Genomic DNA, 18,801 nt, shown 5'->3' on the forward strand with positions numbered 1-18,801 from the left:
TTTTTCATAGGGGTGGCGATCAGCCGACGCTGCAGCTCTTGAGCTTCCAGATCCGGTCCACGTAGTCCTGGATGGAGCGGTCGGAGTTGAACTTGCCCATGGTGGCGGAGTTGATGATGGCCTTCTTCGCCCACAGGGCCGGATCCCGATACCAGGCATCGATCAGCTTGTGCGCCTCGGAGTAGGACTCGAAGTCCGCCAGGGTCAGGTAGGGATCCCCCCCTTCCAGCAAGGAGCGCTTGATGGAGGCGAGCTCCCCCGGGCGACCCGGCGTGAAGTAGTCGGTATCGAACCAGTCCAGTACGGCCTTGAGCTCGGAGTTGGCGTAGTAGAAGTCGTACGGGTTGTAACCGCGCGCCTTCAGGGACTTCACCTCGTCCACGTTCAGGCCGAAGATGGCGCAGTTCTCGGCGCCCGCTTCCTCGGCGATCTCGATGTTGGCGCCGTCCAGGGTACCTATGGTGATGGCGCCGTTCAGTGCCATCTTCATGTTGCCGGTGCCGGACGCTTCATAACCGGCGGTGGAGATCTGCTCGGAGACGTCGGCCGCCGGGATCAGCTTCTCGGCCAGGCTCACGCGGTAGTTCGGCATGAACACCACTTTCAGCTTGCCCTGGATGCGGGCGTCGTTGTTGACCCGCTCCGCCAGCTTGTTGATGGCGTAGATGATGTCCTTGGCCAGCTTGTAACCGGGCGCCGCCTTGGAGCCGAAGATGAACACGCGCGGGTGCATGTCATAGTCGGGGTTCGCCAGCAGACGGCGGTAGAGCGCCATGATGTGGATGAGGTTCAGCTGCTGGCGCTTGTACTCGTGCAGACGCTTGATCTGGACGTCGAAGATCGCCTCCGCGCTCACCTCGATGCCGGTTTCGGCCTTGATGACCTTGACCAGCTTCTCCTTGTTGTGACGCTTGATGGTCATGAACTGCTGCTGGAAGGCCTGGTCGTCGGCAAACTTCACCACGCTGCGCAGCTTGTCGAGCTGCAGCGGCCATTCCTTGCCCACCACCTCGTTGTAGAGCTCGGCGAGCTCGGGGTTGCAGGCCAGCAGCCAACGACGCGGGGTCACGCCGTTGGTGACGTTGCACATCTTCTCCGGCCACAGCTCGGCGTACTCGGGGAAGAGATCCTCCTTCACCAGCTTGGAGTGGATCTCGGCCACGCCGTTCACCTTGGAGGAGCCGATGACGCACAGGTTGCCCATGCGCACCTTGCGCACGTTACCCTCTTCGATGATGGAGAGCTTGGCCTTGATGGCGTCGTTGCCCGGCCATTTCGGCTCGACCAGCTCGTTCAGGAAGCGGGCGTTGATCTCATAAATGATCTCGAGATGACGGGGCAACACCTTCTCGAACAGGCTGACGGACCACTTCTCCAGCGCTTCGGGCAGCAGGGTGTGGTTGGTGTAGGAGAAGACCTGATAGCAGATGCCCCAGGCGGTATCCCAGGTCAGCCCTTCCTCGTCCACCAGCACCCGCATCAGCTCGGGGATGGCCACTGTGGGGTGGGTGTCGTTGAGCTGGATGGCGATCTGGGCGGCAAAGTTGCCGAAATCGGCGCCATGGACCCGCTTGTAGCGACGCATGATGTCCTTGATGGAGCAGGCACAGAAGAAGTACTGCTGGATCAGGCGCAGCTCCTTGCCCGCGTCGGTCTCGTCGTTCGGGTAGAGCACCTTGGAGATGGTCTCAGCCTGGGCCTTCTCGGCCTGGGAGTCGACGTAGCCACCGGCATTGAACACGTCCCAGTCGAAGAACTCGGAGGCGCGGGATTCCCACAGGCGCAGGATGTTGACGGTGTGGCCGCCAAAACCGACGACCGGGATATCCCAGGGCACCCCTTTGATCTTGCGACCGGCGTGCCACACCTTCTTCAGGCCGCCCTTGTCACCGAACACCGTCTCCACGTAGCCGTAGAGCGGGATCTCCTGCACAGACTCGGGGCGGCAGATCTCCCAGGGGTTGCCATATTCGCGCCAGGAGTCCGGACGCTCGATCTGGCGGCCATCCTGAATTTCCTGACGGAACAGGCCGTGTTCGTAATGGATGCCATAGCCCACCGCCGGGTAGTTCAGGGTGGCCAGGGAATCGATGAAGCAGGCGGCCAGACGGCCCAGGCCGCCATTGCCGAGGGCCATGTCGGGCTCTTGCTCGCAGAGATCGGTCAGTTCCAGACCGAGTTCACCCAGCGCCTCTTCGCAGATCTTGTACAGGGAGAGGTTGTGCAGGTTGTTGGAGGTCAAACGCCCCATCAGGAATTCAGCAGATAGATAGTGAATCGCACGAGTATCTTTCTTGAAGTGAGTCTGCTGAGTGCGGGTCAGGCGCTCGTACACCTGTTCATTGACGGCGGCAGCGGTCGCTTTCCACCAGGCATCCGGAGAGGCTTTCTGTTCGCTTGTACCCAAGGTAGAACGCAGGTGACGCACGATACTCGCCTTGAGCTGATCTTTATCCAGTTGGAGATCCTGGTCTGTCTTCTTCTTGGTAGCCATAAACCATTTTCCTTCGTTACAAATAAAAATGTCATCCCATTGGGGACCGGCGCTGTTGTTATCTCAGAATATGCTCCGGCGTGGGCATACTAGCTAAAGCCAGGGGTTGAAAAGTTAACGTGAGTCACACTTTAACGCATAAAAATGACAGTTTCACCATGAAAACCCTTTCCTTAAATTTTGGGATGGGAAATAAAAATAACCTTTTAAATCAACACAATGCATGAATTCACAAAAGATAAATTCATGAATAGGTTTTCAATGTTTGCCTGCGGCTGAAAATACGTGAAAATAACTGCCAATATGATTGAAGGTGAAACCGCTTTCAATGCTTGCAATGTTCAGGCGGCAATAAAAGGAAGGTGCTCCAAGCGGAGCACCCTGCCCTGCCAATTAGCCATGGGCCTTGAACTGGTTGCTCATGGGATCATAGTGATACCCAATCTGCTGCAGACGGGTGGCCAGTTGATCCTCCGTCATGTCGTAATAAGCCAGCAGCTCTTCCAGACCATCGCACTCCAGCCGCAGCTTCTCGTTGATGATCCCGAGCAGAATGTTGGCATCCAGCCGCTGCAAGGTACTGACGTCCATCTTGCTCCCTCCTCTCGTCACACAGACTGTATAACCATGGGCGCCGACCCGCCATTTGTCTACAGCTCACAAAACACCCACCTCATGCCAAATAAAAATATTCTTTTTATTCATAACCTTAAGTATTGATATTGCCAATCTGCTCACATTTTTAGCCACAAGCGACTTGTCACTCCCGCAAGATGGAACTACTGTATGCGCATACAGCATGGTTATTCATACAGGAACAACATATGAGCCAGCCCCTGAGTCACCGCCCTCTCTCCTCCTCTGCCGGTCTGATCACCACCTGGCCCACCCGCCATCAGAGCAAGATGGGGCATGAGCAGCGGCTCGGTGCCAACCTTCACGAGACACCGCTGCTCGATGCGCTGGGCCACCTGAGCCAGAGCGACCGCGGCTGGATCCTGCTCATCGCGCCGCCCGGCCTGCCCGTCGCCGAGCAGTTGCAGGCACAGGGGATCAACCCTGCCAGGGTGCTGGTCGTGCACGGTCGCAAGATCAAGAATTGGCAGCGTCTGCTGGAGCAGAGCCTGATCAATGGCCACTGTGCCGCCGTGCTGACCTGGCTGCCCGAACAGGTTGCCCTGGATCGCGGCAGACTGAACACCCTGGGCCAGCGCGCCGGCGTCTTGACCCGCTTCTTCGAACCCGTGCCCTCCCGGGGAGGCGCCCTTGGCTACGGCGGCCAGGATGTCTACCTGAACCATTGAGTAGACCTACGGCTCCGGGCTGGTCTCTGAAAAGCCCCTTGCGTCATAGGGTTATAAGAACAGAGCACCATTATCAAGGCGTGGCGATCGGCAAACGAGGCGCACAAGAAAGGCGACCCTGAGGTCGCCTTCTGTCATCTCCATGCCGGTGGCAGTTTCCCTGCCCGACCCCCGACGGGGGCTGCGGATCACGCGAGCTTGGTATCCAGCTCGGCAATCTTGGCGGACCAGTAGGCCGGCCCGGTTTCATGGATGTTGTTGCCCTGAGAGTCGACCGCCACGGTGACCGGCATGTCTTCCACCTCGAACTCGTAGATGGCTTCCATGCCGAGATCGGCAAAGGCCACTACCCGCGCCTTCTTGATGGCTTTCGCCACCAGATAGGCGGCGCCACCGACCGCCATCAGATAAACGGCCTGGTGCTGCTTGATGCTCTCGACCGTCTTGGGGCCGCGCTCGGACTTGCCGATCATGCCGATGAGGCCGGTTTCTCCCAGCATCATGTCGGTGAACTTGTCCATCCGGGTGGAGGTCGTCGGGCCGGCCGGGCCGACCACTTCGTCACGCACCGCATCGACAGGGCCCACGTAATAGATGAAGCGGTTGGTGAAATCGACCCCTTCCGGCAGCCCTTCACCGTTCTTGAGCATGTCGGCGATGCGCTTGTGGGCGGCGTCGCGACCGGTCAGGATCTTGCCGGAGAGCAGCACGGTATCGCCACTCTTCCAGCTGGCGAGCTCGGCCTTGGTGATACCGTCGACGTTGACCCGGCGCACGTTGCCCCCCGCCTCGCGGGTGATCTCGGGCCAATCGGCCAGCTTGGGCGGGGTCAGCTCGGCCGGGCCCGAGCCATCGAGCTCGAAATGCACGTGACGGGTGGCGGCACAATTGGGGATCATCACCACGGGTTTGGAGGCGGCGTGAGTCGGCGCGGATTTCACCTTCACGTCCAGTACTGTGGTGAGGCCGCCGAGGCCCTGGGCACCAATCCCCAGCCTGTTGACCTTGTCGTAGAGCTCGACCCTCAGCTTCTCTTCGGTGGTTTGCGGACCACGGGCGATCAGCTCCTGGATGTCGATGTGCTCCATCAGGGCTTCCTTGGCGAGCACGGCCGCCTTCTCGGCGGTGCCGCCGATGCCAATGCCCAGCATGCCGGGCGGGCACCAGCCGGCCCCCATGGTCGGCACCGTCTTGAGCACCCACTCGACGATGTCGTCGGAAGGGTTGAGCATCACCATCTTGGACTTGTTCTCGGAGCCGCCACCCTTGGCCGCGATGCTCACCTCCACCTTGTCGCCGGGGATCATGTCGATGTGCACGACGGCAGGGGCATTGTCTTTGGTGTTCTTGCGGCTGCCCGCCGGATCGGCCAGCACGGAGGCGCGCAGCGGGTTGTCCGGGTTGGTATAGGCACGGCGGGTGCCTTCATCCACCATCTCCTGGACCGTCATGTCGCTGTCCCACTGCACCTGCATGCCGATCTTCACGAAGCAGGTGACGATGCCGGTATCCTGGCAGAGCGGACGATGGCCTTCGGCGGACATGCGGGAGTTGATCAGGATCTGGGCCAGGGCGTCCTTGGCAGCCGGGTTGATCTCCCTGTCATAGGCGGCCTTGGCGGCCTGAACGAAATCGAGGGGGTGGTAGAAGGAGATGTACTGCAGGGCGTCAGCAATGGAATCGATAAAGTCCTGTTTTCTAATGATGCTCATATCATCCTCACTGGTCCTTGTCCTCGCTTGCGCGAGCAAGGGCTTCCATATGAGCCGGGCCTTCGGCAGGCGGCAGGCGCGCCCGGAGCCGGCAGACTACGGCGTGTTTTTATAACGGTGTTTTTCTTAAAAATGCCGGCGGCCATGATACGCTTGAGCACCCGAACCGGCTAGGGAGCCGGGTGCAAACTGTTGCCTATGTAACAAAAAATGAAACCAAGACTGCATATCCACCATTTCGACCCGCAAACCTCGCTGCATGGCCTGTTCGCCCGGTTGCAGCACCAGCCCTGGGCCATCCTGCTGGAGTCCGCCGGTCCCCAGGGGGCCGACAACCGCTTTGACATCGTCAGCGCCGATCCCCTCGCCACCCTGGAGACCCGGGGTGACAGTACCTGCCTGAACCAGGCTGGCCACCTGAGCCACCATGACGACGATCCCCTCGCCCTGCTCGCCGACGTCCAGCGGGCCCTGCTCGGGGATCTGGTTGACGATGACTCGGGTCTGCCGTTTATCGGGGGTGCCATGGGGCTTTTTGGCTACGATCTGGGACGGCGATTCGAGCGCCTGCCAGCGCAGGCACAGGCGGACATCCAGGTGCCGGACATGGCGGTGGGGATCTACGACTGGGCACTGCTGCGGGACGTGGCGACCGACCGCTGGCAACTGGTGCACTGGGGAGACGAGACCGGACTCGCCCGTCGCCTCGCCTGGCTGATGGCGCAGACCGGGCGCTCATCTGCCCCTCTCGCCTTGCTGGGACCCTGGCAGAGCAACATGACGCGAGCCGAATACGGTGACAAGTTTGCCCGCATCCAGGCCTATCTGGCGGCGGGAGACTGCTACCAGATCAACCTGACCCAGCGTTTCAGTGCCCCCTATGAGGGAGACGAGTGGTCCGCCTATTGCGCCCTCAGCGCCGCCAACAAGGCGCCGTTCTCGGCCTTTGTCCGCCTGCCCCAGAGCGCCATTATGAGCCTCTCCCCGGAGCGCTTCCTGCTGCTCGACGAGCGCCATATCGAGACCAAGCCCATCAAGGGCACCCGCCCCCGCCATCCGGATCCCGTCATCGACGCCCGGGTGGCCGACGCGCTCGCCCACGCCGACAAGGACAGATCGGAAAACCTGATGATCGTGGATCTGCTGCGCAACGACATCGGCCGGGTGAGCCGCCCGGGTTCGGTCATTGTGCCGCACCTCTTCGCCGTGGAGTCCTTCCCCGCGGTGCATCACCTGGTCTCCACCATTCACGGGGAGCTGGACCCGCGCTGGCAAGGGGTGGATCTGCTGCGGGCCTGCTTCCCCGGCGGCTCCATCACAGGCGCCCCCAAGATCCGGGCGATGGAGATCATCGAGGAGCTGGAGCCCCACAGACGCAACGCCTACTGCGGCAGCATCGGCTACCTGAGCCAGCACGGGCGGATGGACACCAGCATCTGCATTCGCACCCTGATCGCCGAGGCAGGCCAGCTCCACTGCTGGGCGGGGGGCGGCATCATCGCCGACTCCAACCCCGACGCCGAGTATCAGGAGACCTTCGACAAGGTGGCCCGCATCCTGCCGCTGCTGGATACCCTGTGAACCCAGGCCCTCCGGGCCGCAATATGGAGACCCATGGAGATGACGAGCAGCGAGCTGCTGACCCGCTTCCTGTTGCAACGCCCCGCCCCCGCCCATCGCCTGGCGCTGGGGGGGCTCAAACCGGCGGCGGTGTTGATCCCCCTGGTGGAGCGCCCCCGGGGCCTGCACCTGTTGCTGACCCGTCGCAGTCCCGCCCTGCGCCACCATCCGGGGCAGATAAGCTTCCCCGGCGGGCGCCAGGATCCGGACGATGAGAGCCTCATCCACACGGCGCTCCGAGAGACCGAGGAGGAGCTCGGCATTCCCGCCTCCCAGATCCGGGTCATCGGCAGCCTTACCCCCCTCAACACCATCTCCCGCTACGATGTGCTGCCGGTGCTGGCCATGCTCGATCCCGGCTATCGGGTGACCCTGAGCCCGGACGAGGTGGATCAGGCCTTCGAAGTGCCCCTCAGCCATGTGCTGGATCCGGCCCATCACATCGCCCTGACCCTGCCCAGGGCGGGAAAACGCCACACCATCTACTGGATCCCCTGGGAGCACTCTTTCATCTGGGGGGCGACCGCCAGCATGATCCGCCAGCTGTCCCAACACCTCTCAGAGCAACATATTGACAACATGCAGGGATGAAGAATCGACCGATTAACATTCAAATAACACTGCATTTGATAAATAAATTTTGATTTTTTATTCTTTTGATCACATTTCTACAAGGAAGTACGGGTTTCTGCCTCATAAAGGTGAATTTGATCAACATTTTTGATGAAAAAAAAAGTATTCTTGCGCCGATTAATTAAAACCACACATTCGGGGTGAGACACATGTCCAATACAGTCACTGGCGCACAGGATGTTGCAGCCGTACAGGAGCAAGGAACCCGCTCAACCCAGGCTCGCGGTTGGAGCAAACAAGACACCACCTGGGTCATCAGCCTGTTCGGTACCGCCGTCGGCGCCGGCATCCTGTTCCTGCCCATCAACGCCGGCATGGGCGGCTTCTGGCCACTGGTGGTGATGGCGCTGCTGGTCGGCCCCATGACCTACCTGGCCCACCGCGGTCTGGCGCGTTTCGTGCTCTCCTCCAAGCAGCCCAATGCCGACATCACAGAGGTGGTGGAAGAGCACTTCGGCATGGGTGCCGGCAAGCTCATCACCCTGCTCTACTTCTTCGCCATCTACCCCATAGTGCTGATCTACGGGGTGGGCATCACCAACACGGTGGAAAGCTTCCTGGTCAACCAGCTGCAAATGACGGCGCCGCCGCGCTGGATCCTCTCCATCGTGCTGATCATGGCCATGATGTCCGTGATGCTGGCCGGCGAGAAGCTGATGCTCAAGGTCACCGAGTTCCTGGTCTACCCGCTCATCGCCATCCTGGCCGGTATCTCCCTCTACCTCATTCCGGACTGGACCGGCGCGGCCCTGAGTGAAGTGCCGAGCGCCAAGGATTTCGCCACCACCCTGTGGCTGACCATTCCGGTGCTGGTCTTCTCCTTCAACCACAGCCCGGCCATCTCCAGCTTCGCCCTGGCCCAGCGCCGCGATCACGGTGACCATGCGGTCGCCAAGTCCGATGCCATCCTCAAGCGTACCGCCGTCATCCTGCTGGGCTTCGTGATGTTCTTCGTCTTCTCCTGCGTGATGAGCCTGACACCGGCCCAGCTGGCGGAGGCCAAGTCCCAGAACATCGCCGTGCTCTCCTACCTGGCCAACCAGCATGCGAGCCCCATCATCTCCTACTTCGGCCCGCTGGTTGCCTTCGTGGCCATCGTCTCCTCCTTCTTCGGCCACTACCTGGGTGCCCGTGAAGGCCTGAAGGGGATGATCGTCCAGAACATGCGCAACTCCGGCAAGACCCCGAACCACAAGAAGATCGAGCTGTTCATCATCGCCTTCTTCATCCTGACCCTGTGGGCCGTGGCCGTGATCAACCCCTCCATCCTCGGGATGATCGAGTCCCTGGGTGGCCCCATCATCGCCACCATCCTGTTCCTCATGCCCATGTACGCCATCAAGCGCGTGCCGGCCATGGCGAAATACCAGGGTCAGATCAGCAACGTCTTCGTGGCAGTCATGGGCCTCATCGCCATCTCCGCCATCCTGTATCAGCTGGTCGGTTAATCCCGCCACCGATAGTGTCGGGCCAGCCTCTGGCCCGACACTCCCCGCAGCCCGGCAGATCCCTCTGCCGGGCTGTGTTCATTGTGAGGATCATGCTCCCGGGAGCAGGCGTTCAGATAGTTCCTTCCCGCGGCCCATGGCGCACTCCTCGGCCCAGCTCCCAGCCTTCTTGAGTACCCAGCTCCGCCTTGCCCATCCCCCTCACCCAAAGAGGGGCTCCTGCCCTCTCCCCTCACCGCCCTTTTCCCCTGGCCCTTGCAGGCGCAGCGGCATCGGCTTGCATCGCATCAGGCCCCAGCACGACGCGTCCCTCTGACGGGGTTGCGCAGGACGGCAGGATCCCGCTTGGCAATAGCCCTCCGACTCGAGGGATGGGGTGGCCACAGGGCACAGGCACGCTCCGGTAGCGTGGCCACTGCACTTCGCCGTACAGGCTGCCCGGCCGTCTCGCCTGCCCCCCGCGCTTGCCCATCCTCATGATGCGATGCGCCACGCCGCCGCTCAGGCAGCAGGAAGCAACGTCACTCATGGCGGAACCACGGGAAGCCGCGCACGCAGACCGGCCTTGGCAGCGGCACGCTGGCGGCCCAAGGTCAATTTGGGGAGCCCCCACCGCGGCCATGGCGACCCTGTGGGGTGGAAGGCTAGATCCAGGGAATGCGGGACATGCGGAATGTGGAGGACAGGGCCAGCAATAAAAAGCGCCCTCCGAGGAGGGCGCTGGCAACTCATGGCACGCGAGGGGATCAGGCTTCGCGGCTGGGGACCGGAGCCACGTCCAGCAGGCTTTCATCCTCGGCCATGCAGGCGGCCGCGGTGAACAGCACGTCGGTGGAGCTGTTGAGGGCCGTCTCGGCGGAGTCCTGCAGCACCCCGATGATGAAGCCGACCGCCACCACCTGCATAGCGATGTCGTTGCTGATGCCAAACAGGCTGCACGCCAGCGGGATCAGCAGCAGGGAGCCACCGGCCACGCCGGAGGCGCCGCAGGCGCTGACGGTGGCGACCACGGAGAGCAGAATGGCGGTAGCCAGATCCACTTCCATCCCCAGGGTGTGCACCGCCGCCATGGAGAGCACTGTGATGGTGATGGCCGCACCGGCCATGTTGATGGTGGCACCCAGCGGGATGGAGACCGCATAGGTGTCTTCCGGCAGGCGCAGCTTCTCGGCCAGCGCCATGTTGACCGGGATGTTGGCGGCGGAGCTGCGGGTGAAGAAGGCGGTCACGCCGCTCTCTTTCAGGCAGGTCAGCACCAGGGGATAGGGGTTGCGCTTGATCTTCCAGAACACGATGAGTGGGTTGACCACGAAGGCGATGAACAGCATGCAGCCGATCAGCACCACCAGCAGCTGGGCATAGCCGAACAGCGCGTCGAAGCCGGTCTCGGCCAGGGTGGAGGCGACCAGGCCCAGGATGCCGAGCGGGGCGCAGCGGATCACGGCCTTGACGATGGTAGACACCCCGTGGGACAGGTCGGTGATCACCGCCTTGGTGCTCTCATTGGCGTGGCGCATGGCGATGCCAAGGCCGATGGCCCAGGCCAGGATGCCGATGTAGTTCGCCTCCAGCAGCGCCTTCACCGGGTTGGTCACCACGTTGAACAGCAGGGTCTGCAGCACCTCTGTGATGCCGCCCGGCGGGGAGATCTCGGCGCTGTTGGCCACCAGGTGCAGGTTGGAGGGGAACAGGAAGCTCGCGACCACGGCCACGGCAGCCGCCAGGAAGGTTCCCAGCAGATAGAGCAGCAGGATGGGTTTCATGTTGGTCTTCTGACCCTGCTTGTGCCCGATGATCGCCGCCATCACCAGCACGAAGACCAGCAAGGGTGCAACCGCCTTCAGGGCACCGACGAACAGGCTGCCAAGCAGGCCCGCCGCCTTCGCCCATTCCGGCATGAACATGGCAAGGAGGATACCGAGTACCAGACCGACCAGGATCTGGCTAACCAGACTGGTGCTGTTCACCAGTCGAATGAGGGGGTGTTGTTGTGTCATCAAATAGTCCCTGTGCACCCATGGTGCGTGAATCATTAGTCCTGTTGGCAACCCGCCCACGCAAGGACACCTGTCCGGGGACCATGGCGCCGTCGGCAGATCTTCTGCTGGATCCGTCCGTTCGCGTGGGGTTGCGGACAAGGAATATCCCATCTGCCACCGTTTTTTTCCACATAATCACTGAAAAATATCAGGGTCACCTCACAAAAAATCTACAACAATGTGATAACACAATATCAACCGCGACCAAAATGTCACCAAACCAGTCCGATCCTCGGTCAACGCTGGACCAGAAGTGGTATGATGCGGCCCTTTCTCAGGGAGCCTTGCCATGATCACCTCTTTGTTAAGCCGACACTTCGGTTTCGATCGCTTGCGGCCCGGGCAGGAAGCGGTGATCAGCCGCCTGCTGGCCGGCAAGAGTGCGGCCGCCATCTTTCCGACCGGGGCCGGCAAGTCCCTCTGCTATCAGTTACCCGCCCTCGCCCTGCCCCACCTGACTCTGGTGATCTCGCCGCTGATCGCTCTGATGCATGATCAGCTCGCCTTCTTGCAGCGCAAGGGGATCGCCGCCGCGACCCTGGACTCCAGCCAGACACCGGAGGAGAGCCGGCGCGTGATGCAGCAGGCCAGCGATGGCCGGCTCAAGATCCTGATGATCTCGGTGGAGCGCCTCAAGAACGAGCGCTTTCGCCGCTTCATCGCCCAGATCCCCCTGTCCCTCCTGGTGGTGGACGAGGCGCACTGCATCTCGGAGTGGGGCCACAACTTTCGCCCCGATTACCTGAAGCTGCCGGATCATCGCCGCGAGCTGGCCATTCCCCAGGTGCTGCTGCTGACCGCTACCGCCACCCCGGCGGTCATGGCCGACATGCAGGCCAAGTTCGGCATCGACGGGGACGATCTGGTGGTGACCGGCTTCTATCGTCCGAACCTGGATCTGGCCGTCATCCCGCTGGCCGGCAGCGCCCGCGACGCCTGGCTGCGCGAGGAGCTGCACCGGGATCCGGCCGCCCCCACCATCGTCTATGTGACCCTGCAGCACAGTGCAGAGCAGTGCGCCGCGCAGTTGCAGGCCAGCGGCATCCGGGCATGTGCCTACCATGCGGGGCTGGATCCCGCCCTGCGCAGCCAGATCCAGCACGACTTCATGGCGGGCAGGCTAGACTGCATCGTCGCCACCATCGCCTTTGGCATGGGCATCGACAAGGCCGACATTCGCCGGGTCATTCACTACGATCTGCCCAAATCCATCGAGAACTACAGCCAGGAGATAGGCCGCGCCGGGCGCGATGGCCTCCCCTCCCGCTGCACCGTGCTGGCAAGCCGCGTCCAGTTGCCAGTACTGGAGAACTTCGTCTATGGGGATACACCCGACCGCACCGCCATCTTGGGGCTGCTCGGGATCCTGCAAGAGGCTGGCAGCGAGTGGGAATTTGGTCTGCTGCGCCTCTCCAACGAGACCAACATCCGCCAGTTGCCCCTCAAGACCCTGCTGGTCTATCTGGAGATGGCGGGCATCATAGCGCCGGCCTACAACTACTTTGCCGAGTACCGCTTCAGGTTCGTGCTGGAAAAACAGGCGATCCTGGCCCGGTTCGATCCCAAGCGCCGCCAGTTTCTGGAGCAGGTGTTTGCCTGCGCCCCCCAGGCGCGCACCTGGTGCACCATGGACTTCGAGGCGCTGTGGCAAGGCTATCAGGGGGAACGCCAGCGCGCCGCGGCAGCGCTGGATTATCTGCAGCAGCAGGGCTGGATAGAGCTTGAAAGCAAACAGATGACCGAGGTGTATCGGGTGTTGCGCCAGGGGATCGACGTGGCGTCGCTGGCAGATCAGCTCCATGCCCTGTTCGAGCAAAAAGAGCAGAGTGAACTGGCCCGGCTGCAAGCCCTGCTGACCTTCTTCTCCTCGACCACCTGTCTCAGCCATGAGTTGGCCCGCTATTTTGCCGATGACGCTGCCCCCGAGCGGTGCGGGCACTGCTCCGTTTGCCGGGGAGAGGTCGCCCTATTGCCCCCGTTGCCGACGCCCGCCCTGCCGAACGAGCATGGCCTGCGCGCCTGGTGCGATCCCCTGGTGGCCCTGTGTCGCAGCCGGGATCCCCGCCTGCTGACCCGTTTCCTGTGCGGCATCGCCACCCCGCTGACCACCCGGCTCAAGGCCAGGAGTCTGGCCGGTTTTGGCCAGCTGGCGACCCATCCCTTCGCGGACGTGCTGGCGGCGGTCTCCAGCCTCTATCCCGACGAATCCTGATCTGCCGGATGCTGAAAAAATAAGACCCTCGCGGGTGCGAGGGTCAAGCCAACGGAAACGTGCTTAAACAGAGCTTAGTATCTGCACAGTCACCCACTCTCTTGCTAAAGCGATGGCTGCTCGACACAGGGCCAATCTAAATCAGCCCAAATGTAGCGTCAATGTAAAAATTAGAGTTAAAACACCAAACAGAATACATTACGTTGACGTAAACGACATCGCATTTCCTCTCCTTACGCCTCTATCCCTTGCCCCGCCTGCTGCACGCCACCGCAAGGCGGACAACCCGCGTTTTCCACCCGTACCGCACAAATATTTATTTTTTATGTCTTTGACATCGGCATCATTGTCGTGGCAAAAATAATTTAACAGTCAGTAACATAGGTATGTCATTGGCTGTCTCTTCCCGCACCAGGATCGGGAAGCTCCCGTACAAACTTAAACCAATGATGGCGATGGATTACTGGGGGCTGTTGACTAGGCTTAAGAGGTAAACAGAACAAAAGTAGTGATCCACTCTTTTTCAGGGCAAGCGACTATAACGAGGGCTAAGTTATGGGCATCTTCGAGCACTATCAACAGCGGTATGAGAAGGCCAGAGAGGAGGAGTACAGCATCCAGGAGTTTCTGGATATGTGCAAACAGGACAAATCCTGCTACGCCTCCGCCGCAGAACGCCTGCTGACCGCCATCGGCGAGCCGGAAATGATCGATACCTCGACCAATCCGCGCCTCAGCCGCCTCTTTTCCAACCGCGTCGTCGCGCGCTATCCCGCTTTCAAAGACTTCTATGGCATGGAAGATGCCATCGAGCAGATCGTCTCCTATCTCAAGCACTCGGCCCAGGGCCTGGAAGAGAAGAAACAGATCCTCTACCTGCTTGGCCCCGTTGGCGGTGGTAAATCCTCGCTGGCAGAGAAACTCAAGTCCCTGATGCAGAAAGTCCCCATCTATCGCATCAAGGGCTCACCGGTCAACGATCACCCCTTCTGCCTGTTCGACATCGAAGAGGATGGCGAGATCCTGGAGAAGGAATACGGCATCCCACGCCGCTACCTGAGGCCCATCATGTCCCCCTGGGTCGCCAAGCGCCTGCACGAATTTGGCGGCGACATCACCAAGTTCAAGGTGGAGAAGGTCAACCCCTCCATCCTGGATCAGATCGCCATCGCCAAGACGGAGCCTGGCGATGACAACAACCAGGACATCTCCTCCCTGGTCGGCAAGGTCGACATCCGCATGCTGGAACACTATGCCCAGGACGATGCCGACGCCTACTCCTACTCCGGCGCCCTGTGCAAGGCGAACCAGGGGATGATGGAGTTCGTGGAGATGTTCAAGGCCCCCATCAAGGTGCTTCACCCGCTGCTGACCGCCACCCAGGAGGGCAACTACAACGGCACCGAGGGGCTGTCCGCCCTGCCCTTCGACGGCATCCTGCTGGCCCACTCCAACGAATCCGAGTGGCAGCAGTTCCGCAACAACAAGAACAACGAGGCTTTCCTCGACCGGGTTTACATCGTCAAGGTGCCCTATTGCCTGCGGGTCTCGGAGGAGGTGAAGATCTATGAAAAACTGCTGTTCAACAGCGAGCTGACCGATGCCAAGTGCGCCCCGGGGACCCTGGAGCTGCTGGGCCAGTTCTCGGTGCTCTCTCGCCTGAAAGAACCGGAAAACTCCAGCCTCTACTCCAAGATGCGGGTCTATGACGGCGAGAGCCTGAAAGACACGGATCCCAAGGCCAAGAGCTATCAGGAGTATCGCGACTACGCCGGGGTGGACGAGGGCATGAACGGCCTGTCGACCCGCTTCGCGTTCAAGATCCTCTCCCGCGTCTTCAACTTCGACCACGCGGAAGTAGCTGCCAACCCGGTGCACCTCTTCTATGTACTGGAGCAGCAGATCGAGCGGGAACAGTTCCCGCAGGAGCTGCACGATCGCTACCTGGAGTTCATCAAGGGCTATCTGACCCCGCGCTACGTGGAGTTCATCGGCAAGGAGATCCAGACCGCCTACCTCGAGTCCTACTCCGAGTACGGCCAGAACATCTTCGATCGCTACGTCACCTACGCCGACTTCTGGATCCAGGATCAGGAATACCGTGACCCCGAGACCGGCCAGCTGTTTGATCGCGCATCCCTCAACAGCGAGCTGGAGAAGATAGAAAAACCCGCCGGGATCAGCAACCCGAAAGATTTTCGCAACGAGATCGTCAACTTCGTGCTGCGTGCACGAGCCAACAACGCAGGCCGTAACCCCAACTGGACCAGTTACGAGAAGCTGCGCACCGTGATCGAGAAGAAGATGTTCTCCAACACGGAAGAGCTGCTGCCGGTTATCTCCTTCAACAGCAAAACCTCGGCCGAGGAGCAGAAGAAGCACGATAACTTTGTCGAACGGATGATGGAGAAGGGCTACACCCGCAAACAGGTGCGCCTGCTCTCCGAGTGGTATCTCAGGGTACGCAAGTCATCCTGACCCTGCCGTGTTCAAGGGGGAGTTATGGCGCATTTTATCGACCGCAGGCTCAACGGCAAAAACAAAAGCGCTGTCAATCGGCAGCGCTTCATTCGCCGCTACAAGAAGCAGATAAAACAAGCGGTCTCGGATGCTGTCTCCAAACGCAGCATCCAGGACGTGGACAAGGGCGAGAGCATCAGCATCCCGACCAAGGACATCGGCGAGCCCCATTTTCATCAGGGGCAAGGCGGCAAACGGGAGATGGTGCATCCGGGCAACGACCAGTTCGTCTCCGGTGACAAGATTGACCGGCCCAAAGGGGGGGGCGGCGGCCAGGGCAGTGGCGAGGGCCAGGCTTCGGATCAAGGAGAGGGAGTCGATGATTTCGTCTTCCAGATCTCCAAGGATGAATACCTCGATCTGCTGTTCGAGGATCTCGAGCTGCCACGGCTGCAAAAGACCCAGCTCAACCAGCTGATGGAGATGAAGACCTACCGGGCGGGCTACACCTCCAACGGGGTGCCCGCCAACATCAACGTGGTGAGATCCTTGCAGAACTCGCTGGCACGCCGCATGGCGCTGCAGGCAGGCAAGAAACGCCAGCTGCGCGAACTGGAGGAGCGGCTGGCCCAGCTGGTTCGCGAACCCAACGACCATTTCGCCGAGATGGCCCAGCTCGAGAAAGAGATCCGTGAGCTGAAGCGGCGCATCGAGGCGGTGCCCTTTATCGACACCTTCGATCTCAAGTTCAACAACTTCGTCAAACGACCCGTTCCCTCCAGCCAGGCGGTGATGTTCTGCCTGATGGATGTTTCCGGCTCCATGGATCAGGCCACCAAGGAGATGGCCAAGCGTTTCTACATTCTGCTCTACCTCTTCCTGAGTCGGACCTACAAGAATGTGGAAGTGGTCTACATTCGTCACCACACCCAGGCCAAGGAGGTGGACGAGCACGAGTTCTTCTACTCCCAGGAGACCGGCGGCACCATAGTCTCCAGCGCACTCAAGATGATGAACGACATCATCAACGAGCGTTACCCGGCCAACCAGTGGAACATCTATGCGGCACAGGCATCCGACGGCGACAACTGGGCGGATGACTCCCCCCAGTGCAGGGAGATCCTGATGCGCGACATCATGCCTAGGGTGCGCTACTACTCCTACATCGAGATCACCACCCGCGCCCACCAGACCCTGTGGCACGAGTACGAGGCGGTGGCCGAGCAGTACCCCCACTTCGCGATGGAGCACATCCGCAAGGTGGAAGACATCTATCCGGTCTTCCGGGAGCTGTTCAAGAAGCAAGCGGCTTGAGGGATCACATATGGTAGAAACCGCGAGAAAAATAGCGCCGCTGGACGATGGTCCTGACTGGAACTTCGATCTGCTGGAGATCTATCACCAGGAGATTGCCCGGGTTGCCAAGTTTTATCGGCTGGACACCTACCCCAACCAGATCGAGGTGATCACGGCGGAGCAGATGATGGATGCCTACTCCAGTGTCGGCATGCCCATCGGCTACCAGCACTGGTCGTTCGGCAAGCGCTTCATCCACACCGAGCGCAACTACAAGCGCGGCCAGATGGGGCTGGCTTACGAGATCGTCATCAATTCGGATCCCTGCATCGCCTACCTGATGGAGGAGAACACCATGCCGATGCAGGCTCTGGTGATGGCTCATGCCTGCTATGGCCACAACTCCTTCTTCAAGAACAACTATCTGTTCAAGGCCTGGACCGATGCCTCCTCCATCATAGATTACCTGTTGTTCGCCAAGAACTACATCACCGAGTGCGAGGAGAAACACGGTATCGATGCGGTCGAGCGCCTGCTCGACTCCTGTCATGCCCTGATGAACTTCGGGGTGGATCGCTACAAGCGCCCCCAGAAGATCTCGCTGGCCGAAGAGAAACGGCGCCAGAAGGCGCGGGAAGACTATCTGCAGACCCAGGTCAACGAGCTGTGGCGCACCCTGCCCAAGCAGCACAAGATCTCCGGTGTCGAGGACAGGCGTTATCCGGTCGAGCCCCAGGAGAACATTCTCTACTTCATCGAGAAGAACGCTCCCCTGCTCGAGCCCTGGCAGCGGGAAGTGGTGCGCATCGTGCGCAAGATCAGCCAGTACTTCTACCCGCAGAAACAGACCCAGGTGATGAACGAGGGATGGGCCACCTTCTGGCACTACACCATCCTCAATCACCTCTATGACGAGGGGAAGATCAGCGACCGCTTCATGATAGAAGTGCTGCACAGCCACACCAATGTGGTATACCAGCCCCCCTACAACAGCCGTTACTACTCCGGCATCAACCCCTACGCCCTCGGCTTCGCCATGTTCACGGACCTGCGCCGCATCTGCGAGCACCCGACCGAGGAGGACAGGCATTGGTTCCCCGACTATGCCGGTACCAACTGGGTCGATACCCTGCACTTCGCCATGCAGAACTTCAAGGACGAGAGCTTCATCAGCCAGTTCCTCAGTCCCAAGGTGATGCGCGACATGAAGCTGTTTGCCATCGACGACGACGATCTGAAGAACTACCTCAGGGTCTCCGCCATCCACAACGAGGAGGGCTACCGGCTGGTGCGCAACACGCTGTCAGCCCAGTACAACCTGAGCAACCTGGAGCCCAACATTCAGGTCTACAACGTGGCGGTGAAGGGCGATCGCTCCCTCACCCTGCGCTACGTGCCCCACAACCGCATTCCCCTGGGTGAGTCGCGCCACGAGGTGCTCAAACACCTGCACCAGCTGTGGGGGTTCGATGTGATACTGGAGCAGGACAACGGCGAGCTCTCCGCGGACATCATAGGTCGCTGCCCGGATCGCAAGAGCGCGACCTGATGGGCAAGGCAGGAGTCGCAAGCATAAAAAAACG

The 18,801-nt window shown here is 60.6% G+C and carries 12 protein-coding genes; 8 read left to right on the forward strand and 4 right to left on the reverse strand.

Annotated elements, in window-relative coordinates:
- Positions 1-19: 19 nt before the first annotated feature.
- On the reverse strand, positions 20-2,494 hold the full coding sequence (locus tag R2B70_RS10880) for a glycogen/starch/alpha-glucan phosphorylase (protein WP_042076954.1): 2,475 nt from the start codon (positions 2,492-2,494) through the stop codon (positions 20-22).
- A gap of 393 nt (positions 2,495-2,887) precedes the next feature.
- Complete coding sequence (locus R2B70_RS10885; protein ID WP_005323525.1) at positions 2,888-3,085, reverse strand: DUF4250 domain-containing protein; 198 nt, start codon at positions 3,083-3,085, stop codon at positions 2,888-2,890.
- Between the two features lie 233 nt (positions 3,086-3,318).
- Between R2B70_RS10885 and R2B70_RS10890 the strand changes: the two genes are divergently transcribed.
- Positions 3,319-3,798: a cell division inhibitor gene (locus R2B70_RS10890; RefSeq protein WP_042076955.1), complete on the forward strand. Its 480-nt coding sequence runs from the start codon at positions 3,319-3,321 to the stop codon at positions 3,796-3,798.
- 188 nt (positions 3,799-3,986) lie between these two features.
- Here the strand turns inward: R2B70_RS10890 and R2B70_RS10895 are convergent, their stop codons facing one another.
- Positions 3,987-5,510 carry a fumarate hydratase gene (locus R2B70_RS10895; protein WP_042076956.1) on the reverse strand — a complete coding sequence of 508 codons (1,524 nt, stop codon included), beginning with the start codon at positions 5,508-5,510 and terminating at the stop codon, positions 3,987-3,989.
- A 210-nt stretch (positions 5,511-5,720) separates the two neighbouring features.
- On the opposite strand from R2B70_RS10895, the gene pabB reads away from it, so the two are divergent.
- From pabB to R2B70_RS10910, 3 genes are all read left to right on the forward strand, one after another.
- The gene (gene pabB / locus R2B70_RS10900; protein ID WP_216990352.1) at positions 5,721-7,091 is read left to right on the forward strand and encodes an aminodeoxychorismate synthase component I; all 1,371 of its coding nucleotides are present in this window, start codon (positions 5,721-5,723) and stop codon (positions 7,089-7,091) included.
- Between the two features lie 39 nt (positions 7,092-7,130).
- Positions 7,131-7,721: a CoA pyrophosphatase gene (locus R2B70_RS10905; RefSeq protein WP_042076979.1), complete on the forward strand. Its 591-nt coding sequence runs from the start codon at positions 7,131-7,133 to the stop codon at positions 7,719-7,721.
- Positions 7,722-7,912: 191 nt separating this feature from the next.
- A complete protein-coding gene (locus R2B70_RS10910) occupies positions 7,913-9,211 on the forward strand; it encodes an HAAAP family serine/threonine permease (RefSeq protein WP_042076959.1) in 1,299 nt (432 codons plus the stop codon).
- A 746-nt stretch (positions 9,212-9,957) separates the two neighbouring features.
- On the opposite strand, the gene sstT is transcribed toward R2B70_RS10910, so the two are convergent.
- Positions 9,958-11,208 carry a serine/threonine transporter SstT gene (sstT, locus tag R2B70_RS10915; protein ID WP_209792542.1) on the reverse strand — a complete coding sequence of 417 codons (1,251 nt, stop codon included), beginning with the start codon at positions 11,206-11,208 and terminating at the stop codon, positions 9,958-9,960.
- 331 nt (positions 11,209-11,539) lie between these two features.
- On the opposite strand from sstT, the gene R2B70_RS10920 reads away from it, so the two are divergent.
- From R2B70_RS10920 to R2B70_RS10935, 4 genes are all read left to right on the forward strand, one after another.
- On the forward strand, positions 11,540-13,462 hold the full coding sequence (locus R2B70_RS10920; protein WP_318161458.1) for a RecQ family ATP-dependent DNA helicase: 1,923 nt from the start codon (positions 11,540-11,542) through the stop codon (positions 13,460-13,462).
- Between the two features lie 555 nt (positions 13,463-14,017).
- Positions 14,018-15,940, forward strand: coding sequence for a PrkA family serine protein kinase (locus R2B70_RS10925; RefSeq protein ID WP_042076962.1), 1,923 nt, complete (start codon positions 14,018-14,020; stop codon positions 15,938-15,940).
- Positions 15,941-15,964: 24 nt separating this feature from the next.
- Positions 15,965-17,236 carry a YeaH/YhbH family protein gene (locus tag R2B70_RS10930; protein WP_209792546.1) on the forward strand — a complete coding sequence of 424 codons (1,272 nt, stop codon included), beginning with the start codon at positions 15,965-15,967 and terminating at the stop codon, positions 17,234-17,236.
- Positions 17,237-17,246: 10 nt separating this feature from the next.
- Complete coding sequence (locus R2B70_RS10935; protein WP_318161459.1) at positions 17,247-18,767, forward strand: SpoVR family protein; 1,521 nt, start codon at positions 17,247-17,249, stop codon at positions 18,765-18,767.
- Positions 18,768-18,801: the final 34 nt, after the last annotated feature.

The organism is Aeromonas sp. XH (assembly GCF_033348475.1).
GTDB lineage: Bacteria > Pseudomonadota > Gammaproteobacteria > Enterobacterales > Aeromonadaceae > Aeromonas > Aeromonas sanarellii.